This is a genomic window from Halococcus sediminicola (genome assembly GCF_000755245.1).
Lineage (GTDB): Archaea > Halobacteriota > Halobacteria > Halobacteriales > Halococcaceae > Halococcus > Halococcus sediminicola.
This window is the reverse complement of sequence record NZ_BBMP01000026.1, coordinates 1-26,968: the sequence shown is the minus strand read 5'-3', so window position 1 is coordinate 26,968 and position 26,968 is coordinate 1. Positions and strand designations below refer to the sequence as shown.

33 protein-coding genes, 1 tRNA gene, 1 other RNA gene and 1 pseudogene are annotated in these 26,968 nt (G+C 65.5%); 11 read left to right on the top strand and 25 right to left on the bottom strand.

The features are described from left to right. The first annotated feature begins 46 nt into the window (after positions 1–46). Positions 47–667, top strand: a complete 621-nt coding sequence (locus ACP97_RS16540; RefSeq protein WP_049998948.1) for a class I SAM-dependent methyltransferase — start codon at positions 47–49, stop codon at positions 665–667. On the opposite strand, the gene ACP97_RS20095 is transcribed toward ACP97_RS16540, so the two are convergent. The 3 genes from ACP97_RS20095 to ACP97_RS16530 are packed head-to-tail and all read right to left on the bottom strand — an operon-like array spanning position 664 to position 2,446. After that, positions 664–801, bottom strand: coding sequence for a hypothetical protein (locus ACP97_RS20095; RefSeq protein WP_154020061.1), 138 nt, complete (start codon positions 799–801; stop codon positions 664–666). The two genes, ACP97_RS16540 and ACP97_RS20095, sit on opposite strands and share 4 nt — an antisense overlap. Positions 802–803: 2 nt before the next feature. Then, complete coding sequence (locus ACP97_RS16535) at positions 804–1,652, bottom strand: class 1 fructose-bisphosphatase (protein WP_049998947.1); 849 nt, start codon at positions 1,650–1,652, stop codon at positions 804–806. Next, on the bottom strand, positions 1,652–2,446 hold the full coding sequence (locus tag ACP97_RS16530; RefSeq protein ID WP_049998946.1) for a class I fructose-bisphosphate aldolase: 795 nt from the start codon (positions 2,444–2,446) through the stop codon (positions 1,652–1,654). Before ACP97_RS16530 ends, ACP97_RS16535 begins: the two co-directional genes overlap by 1 nt. Positions 2,447–2,558: 112 nt before the next feature. Here ACP97_RS16530 and ACP97_RS16525 point away from each other — a divergent pair, with 112 nt between their 5' ends. After that, a complete protein-coding gene (locus ACP97_RS16525; protein WP_049998945.1) occupies positions 2,559–3,998 on the top strand; it encodes a DHH family phosphoesterase in 1,440 nt (479 codons plus the stop codon). On the opposite strand, the gene ACP97_RS16520 is transcribed toward ACP97_RS16525, so the two are convergent. Genes ACP97_RS16520 through ACP97_RS16515 form a run of 3 tightly spaced genes read right to left on the bottom strand, consistent with a single transcriptional unit; the run spans position 3,995 to position 4,997 of the window. Beyond that, a complete protein-coding gene (locus ACP97_RS16520) occupies positions 3,995–4,291 on the bottom strand; it encodes a PRC-barrel domain-containing protein (protein ID WP_049998944.1) in 297 nt (98 codons plus the stop codon). The genes ACP97_RS16525 and ACP97_RS16520 overlap by 4 nt on opposite strands. Positions 4,292–4,339: 48 nt before the next feature. Next, positions 4,340–4,498 (bottom strand): HEWD family protein, encoded by a 159-nt coding sequence (locus tag ACP97_RS20570; RefSeq protein ID WP_202593652.1) that lies wholly within the window; start codon positions 4,496–4,498, stop codon positions 4,340–4,342. Positions 4,499–4,541: 43 nt separating this feature from the next. Next, entirely contained in the window at positions 4,542–4,997 is a 456-nt protein-coding gene (locus ACP97_RS16515) for a hypothetical protein (RefSeq protein ID WP_049998943.1), read from the bottom strand. 117 nt (positions 4,998–5,114) lie between these two features. Between ACP97_RS16515 and ACP97_RS16510 the strand changes: the two genes are divergently transcribed. Both ACP97_RS16510 and ACP97_RS16505 read left to right on the top strand, forming a co-directional pair. Beyond that, a complete protein-coding gene (locus ACP97_RS16510) occupies positions 5,115–5,837 on the top strand; it encodes an NAD(+)/NADH kinase (RefSeq protein WP_049998942.1) in 723 nt (240 codons plus the stop codon). Positions 5,838–5,873: 36 nt separating this feature from the next. Continuing rightward, positions 5,874–6,320: a DUF7313 family protein gene (locus tag ACP97_RS16505; protein ID WP_049998941.1), complete on the top strand. Its 447-nt coding sequence runs from the start codon at positions 5,874–5,876 to the stop codon at positions 6,318–6,320. Positions 6,321–6,624: 304 nt separating this feature from the next. Here ACP97_RS16505 and ACP97_RS16500 read toward each other — a convergent pair whose 3' ends face one another. From ACP97_RS16500 to ACP97_RS16465, 8 genes are read right to left on the bottom strand one after another with little or no spacing between them, the layout of a single operon-like run. Beyond that, on the bottom strand, positions 6,625–6,900 hold the full coding sequence (locus ACP97_RS16500; protein WP_049998940.1) for a DUF7314 family protein: 276 nt from the start codon (positions 6,898–6,900) through the stop codon (positions 6,625–6,627). Beyond that, positions 6,893–7,234 (bottom strand): DUF7315 family membrane protein, encoded by a 342-nt coding sequence (locus ACP97_RS16495; protein ID WP_049998939.1) that lies wholly within the window; start codon positions 7,232–7,234, stop codon positions 6,893–6,895. The genes ACP97_RS16500 and ACP97_RS16495 overlap by 8 nt, the downstream gene beginning before the upstream one ends. A 1-nt stretch (position 7,235) precedes the next feature. Beyond that, positions 7,236–8,018, bottom strand: coding sequence for a cytochrome b family protein (locus ACP97_RS16490; RefSeq protein WP_049998938.1), 783 nt, complete (start codon positions 8,016–8,018; stop codon positions 7,236–7,238). A gap of 4 nt (positions 8,019–8,022) precedes the next feature. Next, positions 8,023–8,817, bottom strand: a complete 795-nt coding sequence (locus ACP97_RS16485; protein ID WP_049998937.1) for a cytochrome b — start codon at positions 8,815–8,817, stop codon at positions 8,023–8,025. Next, a complete protein-coding gene (locus tag ACP97_RS16480; RefSeq protein WP_049998936.1) occupies positions 8,814–9,713 on the bottom strand; it encodes a cytochrome b in 900 nt (299 codons plus the stop codon). The genes ACP97_RS16485 and ACP97_RS16480 overlap by 4 nt, the downstream gene beginning before the upstream one ends. 2 nt (positions 9,714–9,715) lie before the next feature. After that, a complete protein-coding gene (locus ACP97_RS16475) occupies positions 9,716–10,105 on the bottom strand; it encodes a DUF7318 family protein (RefSeq protein ID WP_049998935.1) in 390 nt (129 codons plus the stop codon). Next, complete coding sequence (locus tag ACP97_RS16470; protein ID WP_049998934.1) at positions 10,106–10,762, bottom strand: plastocyanin/azurin family copper-binding protein; 657 nt, start codon at positions 10,760–10,762, stop codon at positions 10,106–10,108. Positions 10,763–10,819: 57 nt separating this feature from the next. Next, the gene (locus ACP97_RS16465) at positions 10,820–11,674 is read right to left on the bottom strand and encodes a DUF7319 domain-containing protein (RefSeq protein ID WP_049998933.1); all 855 of its coding nucleotides are present in this window, start codon (positions 11,672–11,674) and stop codon (positions 10,820–10,822) included. A 92-nt stretch (positions 11,675–11,766) separates the two neighbouring features. On the opposite strand from ACP97_RS16465, the gene ACP97_RS16460 reads away from it, so the two are divergent. Next, positions 11,767–12,255 (top strand): DUF7321 family protein, encoded by a 489-nt coding sequence (locus tag ACP97_RS16460; RefSeq protein WP_049998932.1) that lies wholly within the window; start codon positions 11,767–11,769, stop codon positions 12,253–12,255. 155 nt (positions 12,256–12,410) lie between these two features. On the opposite strand, the gene nth is transcribed toward ACP97_RS16460, so the two are convergent. Both nth and ACP97_RS16450 read right to left on the bottom strand, forming a co-directional pair. Then, complete coding sequence (gene nth, locus ACP97_RS16455) at positions 12,411–13,097, bottom strand: endonuclease III (protein WP_049998931.1); 687 nt, start codon at positions 13,095–13,097, stop codon at positions 12,411–12,413. Between the two features lie 61 nt (positions 13,098–13,158). After that, the gene (locus ACP97_RS16450; protein WP_049998930.1) at positions 13,159–14,724 is read right to left on the bottom strand and encodes an SLC13 family permease; all 1,566 of its coding nucleotides are present in this window, start codon (positions 14,722–14,724) and stop codon (positions 13,159–13,161) included. A gap of 139 nt (positions 14,725–14,863) precedes the next feature. Here ACP97_RS16450 and mvaD point away from each other — a divergent pair, with 139 nt between their 5' ends. From mvaD to ACP97_RS20565, 3 genes are all read left to right on the top strand, one after another. Further along, positions 14,864–15,835, top strand: a complete 972-nt coding sequence (gene mvaD, locus ACP97_RS16445) for a phosphomevalonate decarboxylase MvaD (RefSeq protein ID WP_049998929.1) — start codon at positions 14,864–14,866, stop codon at positions 15,833–15,835. A gap of 276 nt (positions 15,836–16,111) precedes the next feature. After that, positions 16,112–17,236 carry an NAD(P)/FAD-dependent oxidoreductase gene (locus tag ACP97_RS16440; protein WP_049998928.1) on the top strand — a complete coding sequence of 375 codons (1,125 nt, stop codon included), beginning with the start codon at positions 16,112–16,114 and terminating at the stop codon, positions 17,234–17,236. Between the two features lie 119 nt (positions 17,237–17,355). Next, positions 17,356–18,027, top strand: coding sequence for a hypothetical protein (locus tag ACP97_RS20565; protein ID WP_202593651.1), 672 nt, complete (start codon positions 17,356–17,358; stop codon positions 18,025–18,027). An 89-nt stretch (positions 18,028–18,116) separates the two neighbouring features. Here the strand turns inward: ACP97_RS20565 and ffs are convergent. Together ffs and ACP97_RS16430 are read right to left on the bottom strand one after the other, a co-directional pair. Beyond that, positions 18,117–18,430: signal recognition particle sRNA (gene ffs / locus ACP97_RS19385), an RNA gene on the bottom strand. Positions 18,431–18,463: 33 nt separating this feature from the next. Beyond that, positions 18,464–18,874: a DUF7548 family protein gene (locus ACP97_RS16430; protein ID WP_049998927.1), complete on the bottom strand. Its 411-nt coding sequence runs from the start codon at positions 18,872–18,874 to the stop codon at positions 18,464–18,466. A gap of 83 nt (positions 18,875–18,957) precedes the next feature. On the opposite strand from ACP97_RS16430, the gene ACP97_RS16425 reads away from it, so the two are divergent. Next, on the top strand, positions 18,958–19,275 hold the full coding sequence (locus tag ACP97_RS16425; protein WP_049998926.1) for a DUF5798 family protein: 318 nt from the start codon (positions 18,958–18,960) through the stop codon (positions 19,273–19,275). Positions 19,276–19,292: 17 nt separating this feature from the next. Here ACP97_RS16425 and ACP97_RS16420 read toward each other — a convergent pair whose 3' ends face one another. Next, positions 19,293–19,700 (bottom strand): CoA-binding protein, encoded by a 408-nt coding sequence (locus ACP97_RS16420; RefSeq protein WP_049998925.1) that lies wholly within the window; start codon positions 19,698–19,700, stop codon positions 19,293–19,295. A gap of 37 nt (positions 19,701–19,737) precedes the next feature. Next, positions 19,738–20,577: a geranylgeranylglycerol-phosphate geranylgeranyltransferase gene (locus ACP97_RS16415; RefSeq protein ID WP_049998924.1), complete on the bottom strand. Its 840-nt coding sequence runs from the start codon at positions 20,575–20,577 to the stop codon at positions 19,738–19,740. A gap of 87 nt (positions 20,578–20,664) precedes the next feature. Between ACP97_RS16415 and ACP97_RS16410 the strand changes: the two genes are divergently transcribed. Then, positions 20,665–20,739 (top strand) — tRNA-Arg (locus ACP97_RS16410). Between the two features lie 74 nt (positions 20,740–20,813). Here the strand turns inward: ACP97_RS16410 and xacF are convergent. Continuing rightward, positions 20,814–22,277 (bottom strand): 2,5-dioxovalerate dehydrogenase, encoded by a 1,464-nt coding sequence (gene xacF, locus ACP97_RS16405; protein ID WP_049998923.1) that lies wholly within the window; start codon positions 22,275–22,277, stop codon positions 20,814–20,816. 95 nt (positions 22,278–22,372) lie between these two features. On the opposite strand from xacF, the gene ACP97_RS16400 reads away from it, so the two are divergent. Continuing rightward, positions 22,373–23,239 (top strand): fumarylacetoacetate hydrolase family protein, encoded by an 867-nt coding sequence (locus ACP97_RS16400; RefSeq protein WP_049998922.1) that lies wholly within the window; start codon positions 22,373–22,375, stop codon positions 23,237–23,239. 1 nt (position 23,240) lies between these two features. Here ACP97_RS16400 and rpiA read toward each other — a convergent pair whose 3' ends face one another. The 4 genes and pseudogenes from rpiA to ACP97_RS16380 form a co-directional block, all read right to left on the bottom strand. Next, complete coding sequence (gene rpiA / locus ACP97_RS16395) at positions 23,241–24,110, bottom strand: ribose-5-phosphate isomerase RpiA (RefSeq protein WP_049998921.1); 870 nt, start codon at positions 24,108–24,110, stop codon at positions 23,241–23,243. A gap of 3 nt (positions 24,111–24,113) precedes the next feature. Continuing rightward, positions 24,114–25,154: an NADP-dependent phosphogluconate dehydrogenase gene (locus ACP97_RS16390; RefSeq protein WP_049998920.1), complete on the bottom strand. Its 1,041-nt coding sequence runs from the start codon at positions 25,152–25,154 to the stop codon at positions 24,114–24,116. Between the two features lie 130 nt (positions 25,155–25,284). Then, positions 25,285–26,289: an AIR synthase family protein gene (locus ACP97_RS16385; protein ID WP_049998919.1), complete on the bottom strand. Its 1,005-nt coding sequence runs from the start codon at positions 26,287–26,289 to the stop codon at positions 25,285–25,287. A gap of 45 nt (positions 26,290–26,334) precedes the next feature. Beyond that, a pseudogene (locus ACP97_RS16380) lies at positions 26,335–26,937 on the bottom strand (malate synthase); the annotation flags it as partial. Positions 26,938–26,968: the final 31 nt, after the last annotated feature.

Below are 26,968 nucleotides of genomic sequence, written 5' to 3'. Positions count from 1 at the left end.
CGTGCTGTCCGAACGGTTTTGTCGTCCGCCGACCGAGAAGTGATAAATGACGGCGCGAAAACACGCCATCAGGCGGGCGTACGACGACGTCTCCGCGGACTATCACGCACAGCGCTCCGAGGAACCAGCGGCAGTCGCCCACATCGACGACCTTGCGAAGCGCCTCCCTACCGATGCGCGCGTGCTCGACGCCGGCTGTGGGAGCGGCGTTCCCGGGGCGAAACGACTAGTCGAGACACACGAGGTGATCGGTGTCGATTTTTCGATCGAGCAGGTCCGTCGCGCCCGCGAGAACGTCCCACGAGCACGATCCGTACAGGGGGACATGAGTTCGCTTCCGTTCGCCACGAACACCTTCGGTGGACTCTGTGCGCTCTTTTCGCTGCTTCACGTCCCGTTGGACGAGCACCCACGCGTTGCGGCGGAGTTCTCTCGTGTGCTTCGGCCCGGTGGGATGGCGTTGCTCACCGTTGGTAACGAAGAGTGGAAAGGCAACAACCCGAACTGGCTCGACACCGGCGTCGAGATGCGCTGGAGCTTTCCCGATACCGAGACGAGCGTTCGCCACCTCACGGAGGTGGGTTTCGAGGTGCTCGAACGTGACACCGTCGATGACGAGTTCGGTGGCTCGTTTCCGTTCCTCCTCGTGGAAAAAGAGGAGGGCTAACCGTCGGTGGAATCGTCCCGCCGACTGCGCCCGCGGATGGCGCGATAGGTCTCGATACCGAGTGCCACCACGCCGACCGCCAGCGCACCGAGCGCAAGGAGCCACGGTCCCCGCTGGTCCGTTTGGTCGTCCATCACTACTCGTCGAGCGCCGTTTCCAATCGGTCGATCAACCCTGTGTTCCCGACGTAGACCGGCACCCGTCCGTGAAGTCCGTCGGGGTCGACGGCGAGCAGTGACCTATTCCCATCCGAGGAGCGTCCGCCGGCCGACTCGACGATGTACCCGATCGGGTTGCCCTCGAACTGGAGGCGGAGCTTGCCCTCGGGAGCGGATTCGAGCGCTGGATAGGCGAAGACACCGCCGTAGGTGAGCACCTGATTCACGTCACCGATCATCGCGCCGCCGTAGCGGAGTTTGAGCGACGAATCGGATTCGATCTCGCGGGCGTAGTCGGTGAACCCGTCGGGCCAGTCGGGTACACGCCCGCCGAAGCCGTATACCGTCGGGTCGTCGGGGAGCGTTACGTCCTCGGTCACCGTGTGGCGCTCGCCGTCCTCGACGACGGATTCGGTCACGGTGTCATCGACGGCGGTCATCATCGTCGTGATCGGCCCGTAGAGCGTGTAGGCTGCCCCAACGAGGTCGTGCCCGCCGGCCGGGAGCGCGGCGTCGTAGATCCCCACGATGGTGCCCATCGTGTTGTTCGGCTTGATGTTCGATGAACCGTCGAGCGGGTCGACCGCGACCGACAATCCAGAGCCGTCGCCGACGATCTCCTCGCGTTCCTCGCTCGCGTAGCTGCCGACGCCGTCGACCGCGAGCAGGCGTTCTTCGAGCAGTTGGTCGGCGTGGACGTCCGCCGCGAGCTGTTCCTCGCCGCTCGGGTTCTCGCCCTCCTGGTATTCGCGCCGGCCGACGAGTCCCTCCCGAATTTCGGGGGCCGTCTCCGCGAGCACCGCGAAGACCGCGTCGATGGTGTCCATCACGAGAGCGCGGCGTCGACGGACGCGCCCTCGTGGATGACCGCTTCGAGCGCGTCGAGTAGCTGAGTGGGGTTCTCGCGCTGCCAGACGTTCCGTCCGACGGCGAGTCCCGCACCGCCGGCGTCCATCACGGCCTTCACGTTCTTGAGGAAGTCCTCGTCGGACGTCTTCGACCCGCCGGACATGACGACCTTCGCGCCGTTCTCCCCGCCGGCGGCCTGGACGGTGTGTTCCATCGCCTCGCGGCTGCCGGGGTATTTGACCTTCGCCACGTCGGCACCGAGTTCGAGCGCCTCGCGGGCGGCGTAGGCGATCGTGTCGGGGCTGGTGTCGTTCTTGAGTCCCTGTCCTCTGGGGTACGACCACATCACCATCGGGAGGTCGTGGGCACGGGCCGACTCCTGGGCGTCGCGGAACTCCTCGGCCATCTCGATTTCGTTGTTCGACCCGCCATAGAGAGTGAATCCCACGGCGTCGGCACCGATGTCGGCGGCGTAGTCGACCGTGCAGTTCACGGAACTGTCGGGTTCGCCCATCCAGAGGTTCGAGGTGCCATTCAGTTTCGTCAGCAGCGAGACGTCGTCCTCGTAGGAGGGATAATACCCCTCAGCGAGGCCCTTCTGGACGGCGACCGAGGTGACGGCGTCGTGGGTCGCCACGTCGAAGACCGTCTCGGGGGCCATCCGTTCTGGATGCTCGGTGAAATCGGTGGGACCGTGTTCGAGACCGTGGTCGTAGGCGAGAATCAGGATCTTGCCGTCGCGTGCGAGCGGTGAGTCTTCGAGCGAGAGCATATCTCCATGTCCGTCGACAGCGACTAATAGTTTGCGTGAGCGCTCGCCGCCGACCCCGAAAGCGGCGAGAACGGACAGATTATAAGTCTCCCTGTCCCAGAACGGACGGACAATGAGCACCGGCATCACGATGGCCTCGATGTCCACCTATGCGATCCTAGGCTGTGGTAGCGTGGGCTACGCCGTCGCCGAGGAACTCGTCGACGAGGGCAAGGACGTCCTCATCGTCGACGTCGACGAGGGTCGCGTCGAGGCCCTGCGTGACCAGGACATGAACGCCAAGACCGCCGACATCGCGGACGAAGGGGTGCCCGAGGCGGTCGCGGATAGGGATGTGCTCCTCGTGCTCTCGACGGACATCGAGGCCAACGAGGCGGCCATCGAGAACGTCCGCGCACGCGGCGACGAGCAGTTCGTCATCGCGCGTGCCTCGGACCCGGTGACCGCCGACGAACTCCGCGAGGCGGGAGCCGATGCCGTGGTCAACCCCTCGGAGGTCATCGCCGACGCCGCGCTGCGCGCGCTCGAAACCGGCGAACTCGAACACAAGGCCGGCCTGCTCGCGGACGTACTCGACGACACCGAGAAGAGACTCGCCATCCTCGCTAACGACAACCCCGGCCCGGACTCGATCGCGAGCGCGGTCGCACTCAGAGCCATCGCCGAGGCGCGCGGGATCGAGGCGGACATCCTCTACGAGGGCGAGATCGGTCATCAGGAAGATCGCGCGTTCGTCAACCTCATCGGCGTCGAACTGCAGGCGCGTGCCGACGTCGATTTCGACGATTACGACACGCTCGCGCTCGTCGACCACGCCCAATCGATGGAGGAGACCATCGAACGGCCCATCGACGTGCTCATCGATCACCACGAACCGGAAGAGGGCTACGAGGCGACGTTCTCGGACGTGCGCGCGAACGTCTCGTCGACGTCGACGATCCTGACGAAATACGTCCAGGAGTTCGACCTGAGCCTCGACGACACCGTCGCGACCGCGCTGCTCTACGGTATCCGTGCCGAAACACTCGATTTCAAGCGTGATACCACCCCGGCGGACCTGACCGCCGCCTCGTATCTCTACCCGTTCGCCGACCACGACACCTTAGAACAGGTCGAGTCGCCATCGATGTCGCCCGAGACGCTCGACGTGCTCGCCGAGGCCATCGGCAACCGCGAGGTGAACGGCTCGTATCTCGTCTCGAACGCCGGCTACATCCACGACCGCGACGCGCTCGCACAGGCCGCCCAGCACCTCCTGAATCTGGAGGGCGTGAGCACGACCGCCGTCTTCGCCATCGACGACGAGCGGATCACCCTTTCGGCGCGCTCGAAGGACATCCGCATCAACATCCGCAACGTGCTCGAAAACGCCTTCGAGGAACACGGCGAGACCGTCGGCCACTCGACGGACGCGACCGTCTCGATTCCACTGGGAATCTTCACCGGCATCGAGACGACCGACGACAACCGCGAGACGCTGCTCGAACTCACCAAACAGGCCGTCCGGCGAAAGCTCTTCGACGCACTCGGCGTCGACGACAACGGGAATTAGACTGTGGCTTCGCTTTCGGACTCCTCGTCGGGTTCGCGCAGGCGCTCGACGGCCTCGTTGACGAGGACGATATCGCCGACCGAGCGCACCCAGCGGAAGGGAACGATGACGCCGCGAGCGCCGCGTGCGCGCCCGGCGAGCAACTCACGGTTCAACCCGCCGACCGCCAAGCCAGTGACGAGTTCGCGGTCGAGATCGAGGCGGACGTCCTCGATTTCGCCGACGAACCTCCCGTTGTTCGAGTAGACCTCGCGGCCGACGAGCGAGTCGATTTCGGCTTCCGTCGCATCCATACGCGAACGTACGCCGACGGGGACTTAACTGTTGGCGAGTTCGCCCGACTACCCCTCGAGGGGGTTGTACGAGCCGTTGATGTCCCACTCGTGGATGCAGTGTTGGGAACCGCTCTCGACGACGTGCCAGTTGTCGGCGTCCCAGACGTCCCGACGGCCACACAGTTCGCATTCACGCTCGGCGGGTGGGGTGAGCGTCTCGCCCATACCCTCCGTTCGGTGCCGGGGACATTAACCGCTCGGCCGACTCTCAAAAATCGGGCAGGTCGTCGGGAGCCTCGTAGTCGGCTTCCCAATCGATGTAGTCGTCTTTGAGCACCTCACAGACGAGCTGGCCGAGTTCGGTGAGTCCGGCGTTGATCGAGGAGACGGCCCCCCACGAATCGAGGTCGGGGTGAATCTCGCGCTCCTTCCAGTCTTCGGGCAATCCGGGAGCGTGATAGCCCACCCGATCGGCGAAGTCGTCCCAGAAGAAGTCGAAGCGGTCGACGAGGCCGAGATCGCGGACGATGGCGAACTCGCGGTCGGTCATCGCCGTCTCCGTGGCCCAGCGCTCGAACGCCTCGTCCCACGCACCTGCTTCGAGGAACGCTTCGAGTTCGTCGCGGCGGTACTCGTCGCCGCCCACGTCGGCGTCTTCGTAGGCGTCGGCGTCGACGCCGGCTTCGAGCGTCGGCGGTGGCGGCGTCTCGACGGAAAGGCCCATGCAACGGGATGGCAGCCGTGGCTGCTAAAGCGTTTCCCGGGGCGACGAAACGACCGACCGTCGCGACGGTTGCCACGAGCCCGCAATCTTTTGCCCGGGCGGCCACAACCGGAAGCGATGAGCGAGACGGCCGATGGAGACGACCGACCGAGCGTCGCGGTGCTCGCGCCCGACGGCGAGGCGGCCGACGTCGCCGAGACGGTTCGGGCTGCCGGCGGCGACGCCGCAACCGGCATCGACGCCGTTGGCGGTGCGGACCTCGCGGTGGCGCTCGGAAGCGCCGCACTCGCCGACCTCGCCGCCAGCGATGTCTCCACAGCCGTCTTCCCGGCCAGCGGCGAGATCGAGCTACGGGACATCGGGCGAATCCTCGACGGGCGATACACCGTCGAGGAGCGTCCGCTCGTGGCCGTCTCGACGGCCGGCGAATCGGTTCACGCGCTGTACGAGATCACTCTCACGACCGCCGAGACGGCCACTATCTCGGAGTTCTCGCTCGACAGAGATGGGGGCTCGTCGGTCGCACGGTTCCGTGCCGACGGCGTGACCGTCACGACGCCGGCCGGCAGTCGTGGCTACGCACACGCCGTCGGTGGGCCGGTCGTCGCCCCCGGCAGCGACGTTCTCGCCGTGGTACCGATCTCACCCTTCGCGACCGATCCCGACCACTGGGTGCTCCCGCTGACCGAGCTCTCGCTGACGGTCGAGCGCGACGACGCCGACGTAGAACTGCTGGCCGACGGGCAGGTGATCGAAACGGTCGAACCGAAGTCGGCGGTGCGGCTGACGCGGGCGGGAACGCTACCGGTCGCCTCGCTCCCCGAATCGGGCCGGGAATGAGAAACCTTCTAATGGAGTCGCTTCGGACGGTAGCCCATGTACCCGCTCTCGCTGTTCGGTCCAGTCGACGCCGTGCTCGGTAGCGGCGAGCCGCCGCTCATCGTGTACGTGCTCGTCGTCCTCGCCGTGGCGAACGTCATCACGCGCATGATTTCACACCGTTCGAACGTCAACCAGGCACGCGACGGTGCCGACGCCATCGAACAGCATCCCGCACACATCGCCACTACAATACTCCTCATCCTCGGCTCGTTCTACCTCGGGACCGTCGAACTCCACTCGGGGATGGTGCTGTCGGTGCTCGTCGTCGGGATGTTCGTCACCGACTTCTTCGAACTCGAAGCCAGACGGGTCGAGGCCAGAAACGACCGCGCCATCGGCCGGCCCAACGGGGCCATCGCCGCCTCGGTGCTCGTCGTGCTCTATGCGGCCTACCTCAGCGTCTTCTTCGTCGTCGCCCCGCTCTGGAACGCGATCGTCTGAACGCCAGACGACAGCCGATACGTCAGAGAGCCGTTCCGACGACCATCGAACCATCCTTTCGTCCCGAGTGGCTGCGGTGGCGCGCGAGAGTGCACGAAGCGCACGACTCGTGCGAAGGGATGAACGAGCGAACGGAGTGAGTGAAGCGAATCGGTTGGAGAAGTTTGTGGGCGGTTGCGGTTCTCAGTCGAATCGGGATTCGCTGCTCGTTGCCCTCATACCCGACCGGTGATGAATCGCGCAGAGGAGAGACACGCGAAAGTGTTGAGGCGTGAAGTTCACGAGAAATCCGGCCGCTACCGATTCAGTTCGACGAGCGCCGGTCGCGCCACGCGGCGCGGGCCTGTCTGCCCGCCGGGATGAGCACCCAGAAGGTGATCGCACCGAAGATGGCGAACCAAAAGAGCGCCTCACGGATGGTGAGTGCGATGTTGCCGTAGATCGCAGGGTCCGATGGGGCTTCCCCGATGAGTTGATTTGTCGATTCGAAGCTCTCAGTGGTGTACCAGCCCGAAAAGACCATCCAGCCGAACAGCCCGCCACAGAGGGCGACGAGACCTTTGGCGAATTCGTCACTCATTACTCGAATCTTCCCCGCTGTCGTCTTGAGCCTTTCCCATCCCTTCGGTACGAAAGCGCGTGCCGAGGACGTAGATGCCGGCTCCGAGCGCGATGAAGCCGATGCCGACGAGCGCGCTCACGAGCGCGAAGGCACTGCCGCCGGCGTCGGCGAGCCCGATGGTCTCGAACAGTACCGAGAGCGGGCCCGCGCCGCCGGTGGCAGCGTCGAGAAAGCCAAAGCCGAGGATGACCGCAACGATCGCGAGCAGCGTCGAAAAGACCGTTATCGCCTTGTACGCGCGCAGCGGAACGACGATTTCGCGCGACCCGCTCCCCTCGTTGTCGTCGGCCACGTCAGCGCGGCGGGCGCAGCCGGTAGTACCGTCTGTTGAGTTCGAACATGTACCCCTCGCGCATCGCCTTCAGAATACCGTAGGTGATGAACCCGGCCACGAAGGGCAACAGGAGCGTCATGTCGAACAGCAGGTGGACGTCTACCCATGCCGGTACGAGGTTCTTCATCGACAGTGCGCTAATCATCACGGCGAAGACGACGCCGAAGACGCCGACGGCCGACCAGAACGGCTGCTCGACGGGCCGGCGCGCGCTGCCCTTGTTCAGGAAGGGTACGATGGCAATGATACCCACGACGACGAGGTTCGCGAGCACGCCGTAGGTCGAATCACCCATGAGCTTCTCGCCACCGAGGATGGCGAGTTCGGGGTTCAGCGGCCCGAGTTTCAGCAGCCCGAACGACCAGTAGAGATACCAGTCGGGCAGGATGATCGCCGGCGTCGTCGACGGATCGGCCGGCGCGCCGAGATGTGGCGGCAGCGTGGCCGCCAGAAAGAGGATCAGGCCGACGAAGAAGCTCGTCAGCGAGAGATTCCGAATCATCTCGTGGGGCCACGTCGGGAACGCGAGCACGTCGCGTTCGACGTAGCTCGATTCGGTTCTGAGATCCTGATCCTCGCGCCGGGAGCGCTCGAAGTACTCGTAGGTGAGCCGCGAGAGCCCCTGGCGGCGCTCCTTGCGTTCGCGCCACGTCGGCGTCTCGTCGTCCGGCGCGACGATACCCGCGCCGTCGGCGGCGACCTCGGTGGCGTCCGTGTCGTCGGTGTCGGTGGTGTCAGTCATTGTCTTAGTGTGGCTCCGCGATCCCCTGCATCCAAACGATGCCGATGTGGACGGCGATCAGCGACGTCACGACGAACGGCAACAAGAAGACGTGTAACAGATACATCCGCATGAGCGTCGCCTGTCCGAGCGCGAACCCACCGAAGATGAGTTGGGCGACCCACTCGCCGATGAGCGGGATCGAGAGGCTCATCTCGACACCGATCTGGCCCGCCCAGTAGGCGAGCTGGTCCCACGTCAGCAGGTAGCCCGTGTAGCCGAAGACCATCGTCAGGCTGATCAGGACGATGCCGAGGATCCAGTTGAGTTCACGCGGCTCCTTGTACGCGCCGGTGAAGTAGACCCGCAGCATGTGCAAGAAGACGGCGGCAGTCATCACCTGCGCCGACCACCGGTGGAGACTCCGGAGGAAGAACCCGAAGTTGAGGTCGACCATAATCATCGTCAGCGCGTTGTAGGCCGCCGACGGGTCGCCGGCGGTCGACGGCGCGTAGTAAAAGCCGAGCAGTGCGCCCGAGAGCGCCGCGACGACGTAGGCGATGGTCGAGAAACTCCCGAGCGCGTAGAGGGGATACCAGTACCAGAACTTGTTGTCGAGATTGTACTGTTCGGTGTGGCTCTTGGGCATCTGGAGGTTGACCTTGTAGTAGAGGTTCTCCAGGACTTCGAGGTAGTCGACGATGCGCAGGCGCTTGTCGAGCCACATCAACACCGTGAGATACGTGCTCTCGACCGGTGTCAGCTCCTTCTGTTCCATCCAGCCGCCGTGGTCGTGTTCGTCGGGGCGTTCGAGGCTCATGAGCTGCTCTCACCGCCGCTGCTGCTCTCGCTGCCGAGGTCGTCCGGCCGCGGAAGCGACGTGAACTGGAGTTTGACGGGATTGAACGGGTCGTACACCGACTGGTGGCAGGGGCAGTAGACGTCGTTCGACCCGCCGAACTTCGCGCTCTGAGCAGACGACTTGAATCCCGGCACGCAGCAGAAGTGCGTACACTTGTTCAGCCACGCGATGAACCCGTCCTTGGTGCTCGCCTTGACCCACTCGGGGTGCTCGCTCTCCTTGGCCAACTCCTCGATGCGCGTGCTTCTGAGCACCTGTATCGGCATCGTCTCCTGTGGCGGGAGGTCCTCCGAACGCCACCGCCCCATCGCCGGCTTGCCAAGGCCGGACTTGCCGATGTCGTTGCCCCACGACTCGTAGTCCTTGAAATCGCTGACCTTGAGTTTGTCGCCGGCGCTCAGGTCGCTCATCCAGTCGTAGGTGGTCGAAGCCGACTCCGAGACGCGAAAGAAGTTGTCCTGGTCGGCATCGGGCGCGATGCCGGCGTAGGTCTGGACGCCACAGTACTGGAACCACTCGCTCGAGTAGGTGATGCCACCGAGTTTCATCTGTGCGACCTTCACCTCCTCGTTGTTGACCGTCTTTGTCGATACCTCCGGCCAGACGCCCTTCAGATACCCATCGGAATCGATCTCGATGGGGATCTGGGGCATCCCGCGCGGGGCCGGTCCAGCGATGTTCTCGATGCCGAAATACTGCGTCGCCCCGCCACCGGCCCCCGAGGAGGTGGTGGCGTACTTGATGGCGGTCGCGCCCGTCACGCCGGTCGCGCCGAGCGCCGACGCACCGACGACGCCCTTGACGAACCGCCTGCGTCCCGATTCGGCCGGATAGCTGTCTTCGTCTTCTGGCATTGTTATTTCTTGTAGTACGGATAGACTGCTCGTTTCACGCTGTCCCACGCGCCGGCCCCACCCATGCTGGTGCCCTCCATCTGCTCTTCGCGGATGTAGAGGTCTTCCCACTTGCGCCGGCGTTTCTTGACGATCATCACGTCCGGGAGGAATTCCTTGCGGTAGAGCAGGAGGACGAACGCGAGGTCGATGAAGATTATCGCCAACACCGTGCCAAGATACATGTTGCCGACTTCCTCGGTCCCCCAGCCGTTGATCAGCCCGAAGGCGAACAGGCCGACGAACACCACCTCGACGATGGTGAGCAACACGATGGCGACGGCCGCGGCGGTGCTCTCTCTCGCCGGCTCGTATCGGTGAATATCGCCGTAGGTACTGCCTGACGTGGACATCTAATCTCCCCCCTTCGCGTTCGGCGACTCGCCGTATTTCACGAGGAAGAAGGTGTACACCAACGACAACACCATCATTAGCAGGGTGGCGATGCCGACGAAGTGTGCTTGGAACGGCACGCCCATCTCCTCGGGGCTCGGCTCTTCCTCCTCGCCGCCACCACCGCCGCTCGAACCGACCTGGATGGTCCCGACCATCCCCGCCGACTCGTGTGGTGTGCAGACGTACTCCTGTGCACCGGACTGCTGGAACGGTGGCGTCGTGTAGCTGAAGCCCTTGTCCTCGATTGGCTGGTGGCCCCAATTGCCGCTGCTCGGACTCACGTTGTGGCCGCTCGACTCCCAGACGAACTTCACTTTGCCACCCGTCGGGAGCGAGAGCTCTGCAGGTTCGAACGTGAGCGCGCCGCCGGGACCGACTTTCACCGTCTTCGTGGGGCCACCGCCGCCCCCGCCACCCGCACCGCCGGCGCTCTGGTTCCCACCGCCGCCACTCGCGTTGCCACCGCCACCGGAGGCGTTGCCGCCACCCCCGCCGGAAGCGTTCCCGCCGCCACCGCCGGACCCGTTGCCCTGCTGTGCGGCGGCGGTCCCGCTGGCGGCGGCCGAACCCCCCGCAGCGGCACTCGCTGCCAGCAGAAAATCCCGCCTGTTCATGTGTATCCACACTCTGGACTGCCCTCGCATAAGTCCACCGGATGCGGGTATCTGGCGCTACGCCGAGGGTGTCGACTCGTCCGGTTCGCCCTGTTCGTCGGGTTCCGCTTCCGCCGCGAGACTGCCGGTCGGCTCGCGGTAGCGCTCGGGCAGAAAGTCGGGGCGTTCGTCGGAGCCGATGCCGACCGCCCGGAGGCGATTGCGGTACTCCTCCGAACGGAACTTGTCGGAGAGCCGCGCGTTCGCCACCTGCACGAACAGGAGGAGCGCGAAGAGGACGAACACGAGACCTGCGACCGGTGCGAACAGCGTCTCGACCGAGAAGAACGCCCACGCGACGATGAGACCGAGACCGGCCAAAAGCTGTGCGGCGGCGACGAACTGGAGCATCCAGTTGCCGAGTTCGCCGCCACCCTCCGGGACCGCCTCCGGTTCGGGCAGCAGTTCGCCCTCGGGTGGCTCCGCGACGTCGTATTCGTCCATCGAACAGAGCGCGACGGTCGGTTTGACGTCCCTGAGGACGGTCCCGCGACCCTCGACGCTGCCGTCGGGGTGGACCACGGCGTACCCTTCGTCCGAATACGCGAGCAGGCCGTCCTCGACGCCTTCGAGTCTGGCGAACACGTCGCGCTCGGCGATGCGGTTTCTGAGGTCGGCCTCGACGCGCGCGAGCAGTTCGTCGCCGGTGATCCACGAATCGGCGTCGAAGGCGGCCTCCCACTCTTCGGCGCTCATCTGTGCCATGTCCGCCGGCCCGAAATCGTCGAAATCGTAGGTCTCCTCGACCTGCCGGCGGAGCTGGTCGGTCGATTCCGCCGTTTCGGATGGGGTCGCGCCAGCGGCCGCGCTCTCGCCGTCGGCACTCCCCGCGCGCTCGTCTCCCTCGTCCGCCGTGGGTCGGGAGTCGGCCATCGCGTCCCGTAGGCCGCCGACCGGGTTAGGCTTTCCGACCGCCCACGCGCGGGTTTCGGCAGCCTTTAGCGCCCGCGCGGCCGAGTTCTCGCATGTTCGGGCTGGCCGACGCGACGGTGGCGACGGTCGTCGCGCTGTTGGTCACGGCGAGTTTTCCGCTCTTTCTCTACGGTGCGTGGATCATGATCGACACCGAGGACGTGACGTGGGGCGTGCTCGTCTACCACCTGAAGTTCATCTTCACCGGGCTCGCGCTCACCACGATTCCACTCCTGTTCTGGATGGTGCCCCGCCTGTTCGGCCAGCTCGGCGGTGCGTCCGCCCTTCACGCCTTTCTCGGATTACAGGCCTACGCGCTGCTCGCCTTCGCCTTTACAGGAATAATCCGCATCTTTCGGGCGAAACGCAGACACAACCTCTATCACGACTACGACGAGGACGTGCTCCTCGACGAGATCGGCTCCGAGCGGATGGATCACTGGCGCTCCCGACTGCGTATCGGCGTCTTCGGCTACGTGATCTTCTGGCTGCTGGCCTACCTCGTGGGTATCGCCCGGTACGTCGGCCAGTATCTCGGCTGAGAACGAAAGCGCCCGGCCGGAGGGCCGGACGGCGAATGCCACGCGCAGCAGTGCAGCCCGCCGGCTGCGTGCAGGGCGACACACGTCTGTATAAAAATCCCCGGCGACCGTTCGCCCATTTCACGGTGAAACGGGGCGAAATCGTCCAGAACGACTCAACTCCACTCCTCGCCGCTGGCGAGATCGGTGGACGAATCGAGCTTCGACGACGGACAGATGTCTTCGAGGATACAATCCCCACACTCGGGATTGCGAGCCGTGCAGGTCGCTCTTCCATGTGAGATGAACAGATGAGTGAAAGCCTGCCAACGCTCTTCGGGAACGAACCCCATCAAATCTTCCTCGATGTTCTCGGGTCGTTCTTCCTCGGTGAGTCCGAGCCGTCGCGTCAATCGCTGGACGTGTGTGTCGACGACGATTCCGTCCACGATGTCGTGGCCGTGCTGGAGCACGACGTTCGCAGTCTTGCGCCCGACACCCGGAAGGTCGGTGAGGTCGTCCATCGTATCGGGCACCCGGCCATCGTGCTCCTCGACGACGATTCGTGCCGATTCGCGGATGTAGCTCGCTTTATTGTTGTAGTAGGTGATCGAGTTCAACCGTTCGGCGAGTTCGTCTTGTGGGGCCTCCGCGAACGCCTCGGGCGAGTCGTAGGTCTCGAACAGGTCGTCGGTGGTGGCGTTCACCCGCTCGTCGGTGCACTGTGCCGACAGGACGACGGCGACGAGCAGTTCGAACCGATCCTCGAAATCGAGTGAGATGGTCGCGTCGGGATACTCGGCGTCGAGGCGGTCGATGACCGCGGTGGCCTGTGCCTCGCGCGAGTCGAGCGGCGTGCCCATGCGCGGCGTCCGGGCGAGCGACCTTTGAGCGGTTCGGTCGGCGGGGCGGACAACGGGGCGGTCAGAAGAGCACGACCGGCCAGACGAACCGGAACAGCAGGTATATCAAGACGGTGAGAACGGCCGTCATCAACACGTTGAGGACCATGCCGGCCCGGAGCATGTGCGACTGTTTCATCCGGCCGCTGCCGAAGACGATGGCGTTCGGCGGCGTCGCCACCGGGAGCGCAAAGGCAAAGCTCGCCGCGATGGCCCCGCCGACCGCGAGGACGATACCGGTCTCGACCGGAGAAATGCCGAAAGTCGACGCGAACACGCCACCCGTACCGATGAGCAGCGGAACGATGATCGTCGAAGTCGCGGTGTTACTCGTCATCTCGGTGAGGAAGATCACGAGCACGACGACGGCGCCGAGGACGAGGACGGCGGGCTGGTTCGCCAGCGAACCGAAGATGGTGTCGGCGAGCCACTCGGTCGCGCCGGTCTCGGCGAACGCATCCGCGAGCGAGATACCGCCGCCAAAGAGGAGAATCGTTCCCCAGTCGATGTCCACGAGGTCGTCCCATTCGACCGTGTCGGCGAGCACGAGCGCCGGAATCGCGTACATCCCGACCATCACGTAATACAGCAGTCCCTGATGGCCCGAAACGCCGAATATCGTCGGGCCGTCACCACCAAATAGCGTCGTGAACACGCGCGGCGGGAGCACACCCTCGAAGAGGATGTCGAGACCACCGACGACCCACAGCCCGGCAGTGAGCGCGAAGATCCACGCCACGCGCCGCCCGCGCGTTCTCAGCGCACCCTCCCCTTCGAGATACCGTTCGGCCTGTGCTCTGGCCTCGCTCACGTCCGAGACTTCCGGTGGGTAGAGCACGAACGTGAGGACGTACCAGACGATCGGCAGCGTGACGATCACGACCGGCATGCCGACGAGCAGCCAGTCGAAGAAGGTGAGGCTGTAGTTCGACAGCGCCGCGAGCTGGGCGGCGACCACCGCGTTCGGCGGCGTCCCGATGAGCGTGCCGACGCCGCCGACACTCGCCCCGTAGGCCGTTCCCAGGAGGGTGGCGATCTGCATGTTCGAGAACTCGGCCGCCGCGTCGTCTTGTTCTTGGATCTCGTCACGGCCGATGACCTGTGCGAGCACGCCGAGCGCGATGGGCGTCATCATGGCCGTCGTCGCCGTGTTCGAGACCCACATCGAGAGGAAGGCGGTGGCGAGCATGATGGCGAGGATCAGGAGTCGCGCCGAAGAACCGAGGCGTGCCATCATCCAGAGCGCAATCCGGCGGTCGATGTTGTACTTCTGGAGGGCGTTGGCGATCATGAAGCCCGCGATGAAGAGGAAGATGAGGTGGTCGGCAAAGCCCGTGAGCGCCGGGTCGATATCGTCGTAGACCCCGAAGGCGGTGAGTAGAACGGGTATCGAGAGCGCCGTCACGGGTAATGGAAGCGCACCGCTTACCCAGAGCGTGCCCGCGAAGAAGGTAGTGGCGATGGCGTACTGGCCGCGAATCGAGAGCCCGGCCGGCGACGGCGCGCTGGCGATGACCGCCGTGCCGAGAAGGGCGAGCGCAAAGAGAGCGAGCCGTCCGGTGGGGTCGTTCCGCGAAGGAAGGTTCACAGCGCACCCAGTCAGACTTCCCCCTTAATGGTTTTTCACGCCGACCGTTCTGTTTATCTTGCCGACAGTCGTGGCGGACACGAAGACGTGACCAACCGTCGAGCGCAGCGCTTATTCGCACGTCGCTCGCCGCATGGGTATGAAAGCCACCGCGCGCGCACACCCGATTCAGGGTCTCGTGAAGTATCACGGGATGCGCGACGACGAACTCAGGCTTCCGTATCACGACTCCATCAGCGTCTGTACCGCCCCGAGCAGCACCACTACCACGGTGGAGTTCGACGATGCGCTCGCCGGGGACGAGTACGTCGTCGACGGCGAAACGGTCGACGGCCGGGGCCGCGAGCGCATCGAAGCGGTCGTCGCACACGTGCGCGAGCGCGCGGGTATCGACATGCCGGTGCGCTTCGTCAGCGAGAACGACTTCCCGACGAACGTGGGCTTTGGCTCGTCGTCGTCGGGCTTCGCAGCGGCGGCGCGGGCGCTCTGTGCGGCGGCGGGTCTCGACCTCTCGCTGCCCGAGATCTCGACGATCGCGCGGCGCGGGTCGGCCTCGGCCGCACGCGCCGTCACGGGCGGGTTCTCGGACCTGCACGCCGGCCTGAACGACGCGGACTGTCGCTCCGAGCGCATCGACACAGGATTGGAAGACGACCTGCGCATCGTGAGCGCGCTCGTGCCCGCGTACAAGGAAACCGAGGAGGCCCACCGCGAGGCCGAGGCGAGCCACATGTTCGAGGCGCGTCTCGCACACGTTCACGAACAGCTCGCGGAGATGCGCGACGCGCTCCGAAAGGGTGATTTCGAGCGGACCTTCGAACTCGCCGAGCACGACTCGCTCTCGCTGGCCGCGACCACGATGACCGGTCCCTCCGGCTGGGTCTACTGGCAGCCCGCGACGCTCGAAATCCTCGAGACAGTACGCGAGTTGCGAGAATCGGGCGTTCCGACCTACTTCTCGACCGATACGGGCGCGAGCGTCTACGTCAACACCACGGTCGAACACGCAGAGCGTGTCGAGAGCGCCGTCGCCGACTGCGGCGTCGAAACTCGAACGTGGGAAGTCGGTGGCCCTGCGCGCGTGCTCGACGAATCGGAAGCCCTGTTCTGAACTATCGAGTCAGAGTTGTACTTGCGGTGGCGCGCGGGAGCGCCGTAGGCGCGACTCGCGCGAGGGATGAGCGAGTGACCGAAGGGAGCGAGCGAATCGGCTGGGGAGGGTGTGGCCTGCGGTTCTCGTTTGTAACGTGCAAGTGTGGGACGCTACTGTAGCGGACTAATCAAAATTCGAGACGATTCCGACGAACGAGAATACACTTCGAGCGAAACGACAACCCGAAGAGCCGCATTCTCAAGCCATTTAACCGACTGGTCCCTACGATGAGCGATGCGAATCGCCGTTCTCGGGGCCGGCTACGCCGGTCTCACGCTCGCCCGTCGGTTGGAGAAGAAACTCCCGGAATCGGCCGACCTCGTCGTCGTCAACGACCGACCGGATCACCTCGTGCAACACGAACTCCACCGGGTGGTTCGCCGGCCGGCGCTCGCCGACGAGATCACCGTCGCGCTCGACGACGCCCTCGACCGTGCGACCGTCCGCGTCGCGCGCGTCACGGACGTCGACCACGAGCAGGGTGTCGCCGAACTCGACGATGGCCGGCTGGAGTACGACGTCGCGGCGGTCTGTCTCGGTGCCGAGACGGCCTTTCACGGCCTGCCCGGCATCGAAGAGTACGCCACGCCCCTGAAACGACTGCCCGACGCCGCCCGCATCCGCGAGGAGTTCCTGAATCTCGATGCCGGTGGACGGGTCGTCGTCGGCGGTGCGGGCCTCTCGGGCGTGCAGGTGGCGGGCGAGTTGACCGCGCTCGCACGCGAGGAGAGTCTCGACCGCGAGGTGCTCTTGCTCGAACGGCTCGATAGCGTCGCCCCGAGCTTCCCGGCGAACTTCCAGGAGGCGGTCCGCGAGGAACTCGAATCACGGAACGTCGTCGTCGAAACCGGACGGACGGTCGAGCGCGCCACCGACACGACGGTCGAGTGCGAACAAGGGAGAATCGACTACGACCAGTTCCTCTGGACCGGTGGCATCCGCGGGCCGGACGCACTCTCCGGCGAGCGCCCGGTGGTCCCTGACACACTCCAGCTCGGGGGGAACACGTTCGTCGTCGGCGACGCCGGGCGGGTCACCGACGCCGACGGGGCGGCGGTGCCCGCGAGCGCTGCGGCCGCCGTCCGCGAGGCGCACAGCGTCGCGGCCACCATCGTCGAACTCGCCGAACACGACGAGGGGAGTGACGTTTTCGGACCGCGACCGGAGCGATTCAGGTTCGACGCGCCGGGCTGGCTGGTCAGCATCGGTGACGGCGCGGTGGCACAGGTCGGTCCGACGGTGTTTCGGGGGCGAGCGGCGAAGGCGCTGAAGACCACTGTCGGCGCAGGCTATCTCTCCTCGGTCGGCGCGATCGAGAACGCCGCCGACCTCGTCCGCGAGGAGTTGGCGGGCGACTGAGAGCCGGGGCGTCGATGGCCCTCCGGGATTCGTACGGGACGACCCCCAGCGGACGAAACGGTCGGCGCCTGAAAACAACTATCGAGGGTATTATGGTCCGCACGCCGGCTGGTTGAGGCATGAGCAGACGATCCGTGATAGCCGTGTTGCTCGTGGCGCTCCTCGTGAGCGCGGGCTGTTCGCAGCTCGCGTCGGCCCCGGGCGAGGGGACGCAGACGGCCACCGCGCAGTCGAACGCGAGCACGAGCGGCGCGGCCGAGACGACACAAGCGTCGACGGCGACGCAAGCACCGACCGCAACGGTCCAAGGGCAAGTCACGACCACCGCAACGGCAACGGCGACGAACACGCCGACGCCGACCGCGACGGCGACACCGACCGCAACCCCGACAGCCACCACGACCACGACCGACACACCGACCACGACTGCGACGCCAACGCCGACCGCGACGGACACACCGACGCCGACCGCGACCGACACGCAAACGGCGACGGCGACCCCGAAGCCGAAATACGTCGTCATCGTCGGCGGCGATCCGGACGAGAAAGTCAACTACCGCATGAGCGTCACGGGGTCGATAGAGCGCCGCGGGCAGAGCTACGGCGCCCCCATCGACGACGCCGACGTGACCGAGGACCCGGACCTCGACGTCATCTCCGGGTCGACCGTCGCCGGACGGCTCGGTGGCGGCGGCGACGCCTACCGCATCACCGGCGAGATAACGGGCTTCGAGAGCGAAGAGGACGTCTCGGTCTACGTCGACGGCGAGGAGACCGACCTCGGGGAATAACCGTCGGCCGACTCCGGGATCGGTAGTTGCGCTGCTGTCTGGGGAATTTTTGACGGTAGATACGTCGCGCTGTCAGTCGATGAACAGAGAGACGGACGGCCCGGGATCGCCCGGCGTTCCGGCGCGGGGAAACCCGCGTGCCTCCTCCACCCCGCGACCCGTCGAGCGACGGCTGTCCGGCGGTCCGCTGCTCGCTTCCGCGCCTGACGGACTGCCGCCGATCAATCGCGGTCGGTCGTCCCTGCAGACGAGCGACCGCGAACCGCCGCCCCCGACGGACGAGGCTTCGACGTTGGCTTGCGGGGCCCGCGCCGGTCTGTCCGGACGCACCCGGGGTTCGGTCCCCGCTGAAGACCGTAGTGCGGGAAGTGAGCAGGGCCTAACTGCCCGACCTAGTCCATCTTTGAGTAGCTAATTCCGGCATAAGGACTTTTCGCTATACGAGCGCGAGTGCACGGGCGTACCACACGCCGCTGACCGGAATCACGAGCGAAACGAGCGCCAGCACCCAGCGATGGATCTCGATGAGCGACGTGGTCGCAAGCTGGAAGACGATGCTCTCGGGGACCGTCAAGCTCCACGCGAGCGACACGCCCACGACGAGGACGCCGAAGACGAGCGCGACACCGGCGGCGGTCGCGGGGTCGGTTCGGCCCGCCCGCCCGGCGGCGAGGACGATCACCGTCACCGCCGCGAACAGGCCGCCGACGAGCGGGTTGAGCGCGCCGGCCGCGTAGTAGGTCCCGACCGCCCCGCCACCGAGACCGAGATACGGGGCGAGAAGCGTTAGCAAAACGAGGCCACAGCCGACGATACCGACCAGTGGAGCGACCCGCGACCCGTCCATAGCTCCACCTCGGCCGGCGGCGTCTTAATCGCCCCGTTCGGGCGGAACACAAAAGCCACGTAGCTCCGCGCGCAGTCACGAACATGGGACTCGGCAACACGGCGAAAAAGCTCCAGCGGGTGGCCGACATGGCCGAAACGCTCTACCAGAAGGTCGACGAACTTCGCTCGCAGGTCAACGACGTCAAAGCCCACGTCGAGACCACGAGCCGGAAGGTCGACCGCATCGAGCGCGACCTCGACGACCAGCGCGCGGTCCTCGACGCACTGGCGCGCGAACAGGACATCGACGTCGACTCGCTACTCGCGGAGGCGGCCATCGAGGAGGCCGAGCCCACCGACATCGCCGACGCCGAACCGCCGGCCGACGGAACGGACGGGACGGCCTCGCCGGGCGAGTAGCGCCCGGACACACCCGATCAGCAGAGGCGCTGGTGTTCGACCTTCATACAGCGGTCCTCGACAACCCGATGACCGTCCGCCTCGGCGCGGTCGGTGGCGTCACCGTCGCGGATGCCGAGTTGCGTCCAGATCACCGGGGAGTCCTCGCGGTCGAGCGCCGCATCGACGATTCCACTCACTTCGTCGCTCGGCCGGAACACGTCCACGATGTCGACGTCCTCCTCGACGTCCGCGAGCGAGTCGTACGCTTGCCGGTCGAGGATTTCGTCGGCGTACGGATTGACCGGAATCACGTCGTAGCCGTGCTCACGGAGGTACTGCGGGATCTCGTGGGCGTCCTTGCCCGGCGTCGACGAGCAGCCCACCACGGCCACCGTCTCGCCGTCGAGGATTTCACGAAGCTCGTCGTCGTCAGTGACTGGCATGACCGAAGTACGTCGGCAGCGATGAAAAGAACACCGCCTACACGGCGACCGCGAGCCGGCCGACGACGAACGCGCCGCCGGCGAGGAACATCGCGTAGCTCAGGTGTTCCTGACCCGCGGTCGGGTCGGAAAAGCTCTCGACGGCGGCGACGGCCATCACGAGGTCGGCGACCGCGACGACGGCGAGATACGGCCAGCCGAACGTCTCTTGGAGGTAGGGAAGCGGGCTGGCGAGCAGCGCGACCGCGAGCAGGCCGGCGGCGAGCCAGAGCGCCGGGCGCTCGCCGATGGCGATGGGGAGGGTGTTCAACCCCTCGCGACGGTCGCCCGCGACGTCCTCGACGTCCTTGACGATCTCGCGGGCGACCGTCGAGAGCGCCGCGAGCGCGAACAGCACGACGACCGCCGCGGTGATCCGCCCGACGGCCGCCGCGCCGAACAGGAACGTGCTACCGCCGAGATAGCCGACGACCGCGTTGCCGACGCCGGGTAGTCCCTTGAACAGTTCCGTGTAGGCAACGAGCGCGAGGAGGTTGACGACGGCGATGGCGATAGCAGGCACAGGAAGAGCGAGCGCGAACACGACCGCGCCGGCGAACAGCAGCCCACTGAACCCGAGCGCCGTCCGGGGCGCGACCGCACCGCGGGGAATCGGGCGATCGGGCTGGTTGATGCCGTCTATCTCGCGGTCGAAGTAGTCGTTCATCGCGTTGCCCGCGGCGGTGGCGAGCACGGTCGCGCCGACGGCCGCGCCGACCGCCACCCACATATCGAGACCGCCGGCGACGAACGCACCGATGAACGTGAGCATCCCCGCGGCGACGGCGTTGACGGGTCTCGTGAGCTCGAGCAGGCCGCGAGCACGCTCGCCGGACATGACCATCCTCCCGCCGGTGAGCGGATAAAGGGCGCGAAACGCGCCGATCGGGGGATTTAACTGCGACTCGGCGTAATCGGTGGCTACGGGCGCTTAGCTCAGTTTGGACAGAGTACTTGGCTTCGGACCAAGCTGTCGCGGGTTCAAATCCTGCAGCGCCCATTTCTGCGAACGATACGGAAAGAAGCGTGAGCCGTGGAGGTTCAGTCGAGAGCGGAGAGAGGAACGTCGCCGATTCAGTAGCTGTCGTAGACGGTCTTGATGATGGTGAAGTAGTCCATCCCCTCCTCGCCCTGCTCGCGGTAGGTCTCGCTCGACGAGGCGTTCATCCCGCCGAAGGGCACGTGGAGTTCCAATCCTGTGGTGGCCTCGTTGACCTTCACGATGCCGAAGTCGACCTCGTCGACGAATCGGTTTGCCTCCGAGTGGTCGTCGGTGACGATCCCCGCCGAAAGCCCGTACTCGACGTCGTTTGCGAGTTCGATGGCTTCGTCCAGATCGGAGAAGGTCATGACGCCGGCAAACGGGCCGAAAACCTCTTCCTGCATCACGGTCGCGTCCGAATCCAATCCCGTCACGACCGTTGGTTCGACGAAGTGGCCGTCCTCGTACTCGCTACCCTCGGGCTGGCCGCCACCGTACTCGACCGTTGCACCTTCGTTCTGTGCGGTCTCGATGTAGTCGAGGGTGGTTTCGAGTTCGCTCTCGGAGACCTTCGGTCCCATTCCGGGGTCCTCGACGGAGTGACCGATCTCGACACCCTCGGCGTAGTCGACCAGCGCGTCGACGAACTCGTCTTCGACCGACTCGTGGACGAGCACGCGCTCGGTCGCCGTACAGGCCTGCCCTGTGACCCCGAACGTGCCGCTGCCGACGATTTCGGCCGCTTGCTCGATGTCGGCGTTGTCGGTCACGACCGTCGGGTTCTTCGAGCCGAGTTCGGTCTGGACGCGCTTGTGCGCGTTGGTGGCCTGCTCGTAGATCATGTCGCCGACCTGCCGGCTCCCCGTAAAGGAGACCGCATCGACGTCCTCGTGGGTGACGATCGGCTGGCCGACCTCCTCGCCGCTCCCGGTGAGGACGTTGACGACGCCGTCGGGGACGCCGGCCGCGTCGGCAGCCTCGTCCATGCACTCGACGACCTTCAGATAGACCGTCGGAGCCTCGCCCGAGAGCTTACAGACCACCGTGTTGCCCGTCGCGAGCGCCGGGGCCATCTTCCAAGCAGGGATCGCGATGGGGTAGTTCCATGGAGTGATGAGTCCAGCGACACCCATCGGCTCGCGCACGGTGTAGAGGTTCTGTCCCTGTGCGCTTGGGTTGTAGCTCTCGCCGGCGTAGTCCATCGCGCGCTCGGCGAAGTAGTAGAAGATGTTGACCGCGCGACCCACTTCTCCGGCGGCCTCCGAGAGCGTCTTCCCCTCCTCGCTCGCCAAAGTCTCGGCGAGTTCGTCGCGGCGCTGGTCCATCCGTTTTGCCGTCTCGCGGAGGAACTTGCCGCGTGCGGGACCGGGCGTGTCGGCCCACTCGTCCTGTGCGGCCGCGGCCGCTTCGACGGCCCCGTTGGCGTCGGCCTCGCTCGATTGCTGGACCTCGGCGACGACCTGGGTCGTGTCCGACGGATTGAGCACCTCGAAGGTCTCCCCCGTCTCGCTCGCACGCCACTCGCCGTCGACGTAGTTCTGGTAAGTATCTGCCATCGCCAGTCTGATACGAGGTCGGGACATACCCTTCTTTCGGCTTCGATGGCAAGCCCACCCCGTGGGACTTTGTGCGCGGCCCACGTTCGTCCGGTATGCGCTACTATCGCACGATCGAGGACGGCACGGCGCGACTCGTCGCCCGCGACGGCGAGAAAGCCTACGACCTCACGGCCGCCCGCGAGGGTCTCGACTCGTTCGCCGCGCTGGCGAACGTCGCCGACGTGCTCGGGACGGGCATCGACGGCGTCGTGGAGGGGCTGACCGCCGACGCGCCGCTGCTTGACGCCGAATCGGTCGTCGCGCGCGCGGCGATGCCAGCCGTCCCCGACGAGGTGTGGGCCGCCGGCGTCACCTATCAGGTCAGCAGCGACGCCCGCGAGGAGGAGAGCGGCCGCGGTGAGATCTATCAGGGCGTCTTCGAGGGCGACCGCCCCGAAATATTCTTCAAAGCCACCGCATCCCGGACGGTGGGACCGGGCGAGAAAGTGGGAATCCGCGGCGATTCCGACTGGGACGTGCCCGAACCCGAACTCGCCGTCGTCGTCCACCGCGGCGATATCGTCGGCTACACCGTCGGCAACGACATGAGCAGCCGCTCGATCGAGGGTGATAATCCACTGTATCTCCCGCAGGCCAAGATTTACGACCGCTGCTGTGCCATCGGGCCCGCGATCGCCTCGCCCGCAACCGTCGGCGATCCCCAGAACGTGGAACTCTCGATGCGAATCGAACGCGACGGCGAAACGATGTTCGACGACAGCACCTCGACGTCCAATCTCGTGCGCTCGCCCGAGGAGCTGGTCTCGTATCTGAATCGCCACAACGAGACGCCCGAACTCGCCGTCCTGCTCACGGGCACGTCGCTGGTTCCCGAGGAATTCACGCTCGCGGAGGGCGACGAGATCGCTATCGGGATCGAAAACGTCGGTCGACTCGAAAACAGGGTGACGACGGTTTAGCTCAGAACGAGACCGTCTCGACGTCCTCGCTGGTTCCGAGATAGACGTCGTCGACCATGTCGAGGAAGATGCCGTGTTCGAGCACACCGGGGATCTTCTCGATGTCGCGGGCCGTACCTGCAGTATCGTCGAGCCCGCCGAAGTCGCAGTCGATGACGAGGTTGCCGTTCGCGGTGAACAGGGGCCCGTCCTTGCGCTCGGCCATCCGGAGTTCGGGGTCACCACCCACCGCTCGAAGGTCCTCGGCGACGACTTCGCGCGCGTCGGGCATCACTTCTACTGGTACGGGATAGTCGAGCGGATCGGTGGCCTTCTCCTCGTCGGTGGCGATAACTAGGCGATCCGCCATCGCGTCGATGATCTTCTCGCGGGCGTGCGCGCCGCCGCCACCCTTGATCACCGTTGGCTCCTCCTCGGAATACTGGTCCGCGCCGTCGATCGTCACGTCGAGTTCGGTCACTTCGTCGAGGTTGACGAGCGGGATGCCGACTTCTTTGGCGAGTTCGTGGCTCTGGAGCGACGTGGCGACGCCACGGACGTCCTCCAGTTCGCCCGCACGGAGCAGGCGACCGATCTCGGCGACTGCCCACGCGGTCGTGCTGCCGGTGCCGAGTCCGACGTCCATCCCGCTCTCGACGACCTCTTGTGCTGTGCGCTCGCCACCTCGCCGCCGGCGCTCGTCGAAGACGCCGTCCGTCCCGCTCTTGATGCGCCGTGGCGACGGAATTACCGCTATCTGCTCACGGATTGCCGATTCGTCCATTTCGACGCCCGCGGCGTCGAGTTCCTCGTGGGCGTTTTCGACTACCTCGTCCTCGGTTTCAGCCCAAACGTGAATGTCGTTCTCGTCGTCGGTGAATTCCTTTGCCATAGTTCATTCCTCCTCGTCGGCGAGCGGCCCCACAGGATCGACGTCGCCCTCGTCGCGGAGGTCGTGGCGCGCCTCGTTGTCGACCCGCCCGTGCAGGCGTTCGCTCCTGATGGCCTCGTCCTCGCCGAAGGGATGCTCGCCGAAGCCGTGGCGCATCAGCGCGATGGCCTTGTAGGCGTGGCGTTGGTTGCCACGGGATTTGAACAGTTCGGTGACCGACTGGCTGATGACGGGGATGGGCGTTTCGCCCTTGTACGCCTCGCTCACGAGCCAGTTGACCTCGCCGGTGTCCTCGATGTAGTTTGGGATGTCGTCAAAATCCGGCGCGTCCTCCTGCTGGTCCTCGTGGCGAAGGCCCTTCTCCATCAGTTCGACGAGCCAGCTCTCGATGACCGCGCCGTTCGACCAGTTGTGGAAGACGTCGGCCATATCGAGGTCGAACTGGCCCGCTTCGAGGAGTTCGACACCCTCGGCGATCGACTGAAGCATGCCGAACTCGATACCATTGTGGACGAGTTTCGTGAAGTGGCCGCTGCCCGGCGGCCCAGTGTGGAGGAGTCCGCCCTCGACCGAAAGCAGGTCGAGGTACGGCTCGGCGATGTCGAAGCCTTCCTGTTTGCCGCCGACCATGAAGCAGGCTCCTTCGCTCGCGCGCGGCGGGCCGCCGCTGGTGCCCGTATCGAGATAGTAGATCCCCTGGTCCCACGCGCGCTCCTCGCGGTGGATCGAGTCGCGCCAGAATGAGTTGCCGCCGTCCATCACGACGTCGCCCTCTTCCAGATGGTCCAGCAAGTCGTCGAGTTCCTCGTCGACGAGCGGGCCGGCGGGCAGCGAGAGATACACCACCCGCGGCGCGTCGAGTTCGTCGACGAGCGTATCGTACTCGCTATCGCCGTGTACTTCGACGCCCTTGTCCTGTAACTCCGGTTTCTCCTGGGTATCGAAACCAACGACGCGAACGTCCTTTTCGACGGCCTGTTTGGCGAGGTTACCGCCGATCTTTCCGAGTCCGACGATGCCGAGTTCGAGGTCTGTGTCTGACATGTGATAATTCTGTGTGGTGAGTCGCTGTCGTCCGTCCCGTCACTCTTCGTCCGCGCAGTCGCTCACCGTTCGTTTGCCCGTCGAAGCACGAGTGCATAGTAGTGTCGCCTGCATTCGTCAGCACCGGTGTTCACTCGGTGTACTCGGCATAGACGTCCCACGACGGGTCGGCCGGGGGCGGCTCGATCCGCTCGCCGTCGACGTACGCCCCGCTCCCCGCCGAAACCTCCCCGACGACGGCGGCGGTCGTGTCGCGGTCGGCGAGCGCATCGAGAACGGGGTCGACCCCCGCAGAATCGACCGCGAGCAGGAGCGAACCGGCGCTGGTCGCCGCCCACGGATCGATGTCGAGGTACTCACAGACGGGTTCGACGCTGGGGCGCATCGGCACGCGCTCGCGCTCGATATCGAAGCGCACACCCGTGCTCGCGGCTATCTCACAGAGCGCGCCCCGCAGGCCACCCTCGGTCACGTCGTGCATCGCCGTCACCGGGCCGGCGGCCACGGCCGCGAGCGCATCGTACACGGCCCGCGCGTCGTCGAGGCGCTCGCGGGCCGTCTCGATCGTCTCTTCTGGGAGGTCCATCTCGTCGCCGAACAGCGTCGTCAACAATCCGACCGCCTCGACGGCCGGCCCGGTCGTCAGAACGAGTGAATCACCGGGTCGCGCGCCGTCCGGGCGAACGATTTCGTCCGCGCTACCGACGCCCAGCACCGTCGCGCCGCCGATCCACGGGTACGAACAGCCCTCGTAGCGGGCGGTGTGACCCGCGACGATGCTCGCGCCCAACTCGCTCGCTTCGCGGTCGATGGCCCGCCAGAGCGTGGCGAACTCCGCGTCCGTCATCGCCGGCGGGAGCGTGAAGTCGAGCGAGAGATACGCCGGTGGAAGTCCCGAGACCGCGACGTCAGCACAGACGACGTCGAAGGCGAAGCGGGCGGCACGCTCGAAACCGAGTTCCGGCAGGATCGAGATCGGGTCGGTCGCCACGACCAGCGAGCGCTCGCCGATGTCGACGACCCCGAAATCGACGCCGTGCTGTGGGCCGACTCGAATTTCTTCGCGTTCCGCGCCGAGATGTGGGTAGATGTGCTCGTCGAAGAAGGTTCCGTCGACCTTGCCGTAGTTCGGCATGGCGGCGATACTCGCGCGGCGATAAAAACGGTGTTCGGATTCGGATTACGCTCCGACGTTCGTCGCCCGCTCGACGACATCGGTACCGTACAACTCTTCGAGGTCGTCGTGTTGGTCCGGACGATGTTCGTAGACGTCCTGGAACAGGGTAATGGGCGTCATGGCGGCCTGATAGGTCGCCTCGTCCCACATCCGGTCGTTCGACACACTGATTTCGACGCCGTCGATTGCGATGGTGGCAGCGCGCTCCATCGCTATCGCGCCAGTACCACCCTCTCTGGCTTCCTCGAAGCGCTCCATCGAGTCGACGATGTCGTCCATACTGGGAACGTATTCGACCATGTTCAACAGTTCCTCGCGCAACTCGTCTTCGTCGAGGTGCTGCTCGTCGCCGCCAATTCGAAGGCTGTAGCCGTCGCCACTCTCGTCGAGTGAGACACGGTCGCCCTCGTACACTTCCCTGTCGCCATCGCTTTCGAGGGCCACTTGTTGAGTGCCGTCATCCATGAGCCACCGTCCGGATTCGGGTGGCAGCGGCGATTTGTTCGCCTCCACCACTTGTCCAGGCGTCAGCGACCAGATGCCGAGCATGCCCTTGGCCTGGTTGTCGGTCATCCGCTCGCGGTAGCCCTCGACGTCCCGAATGTCGCACTACTGGCCATCGCCCGACAGCAAAACC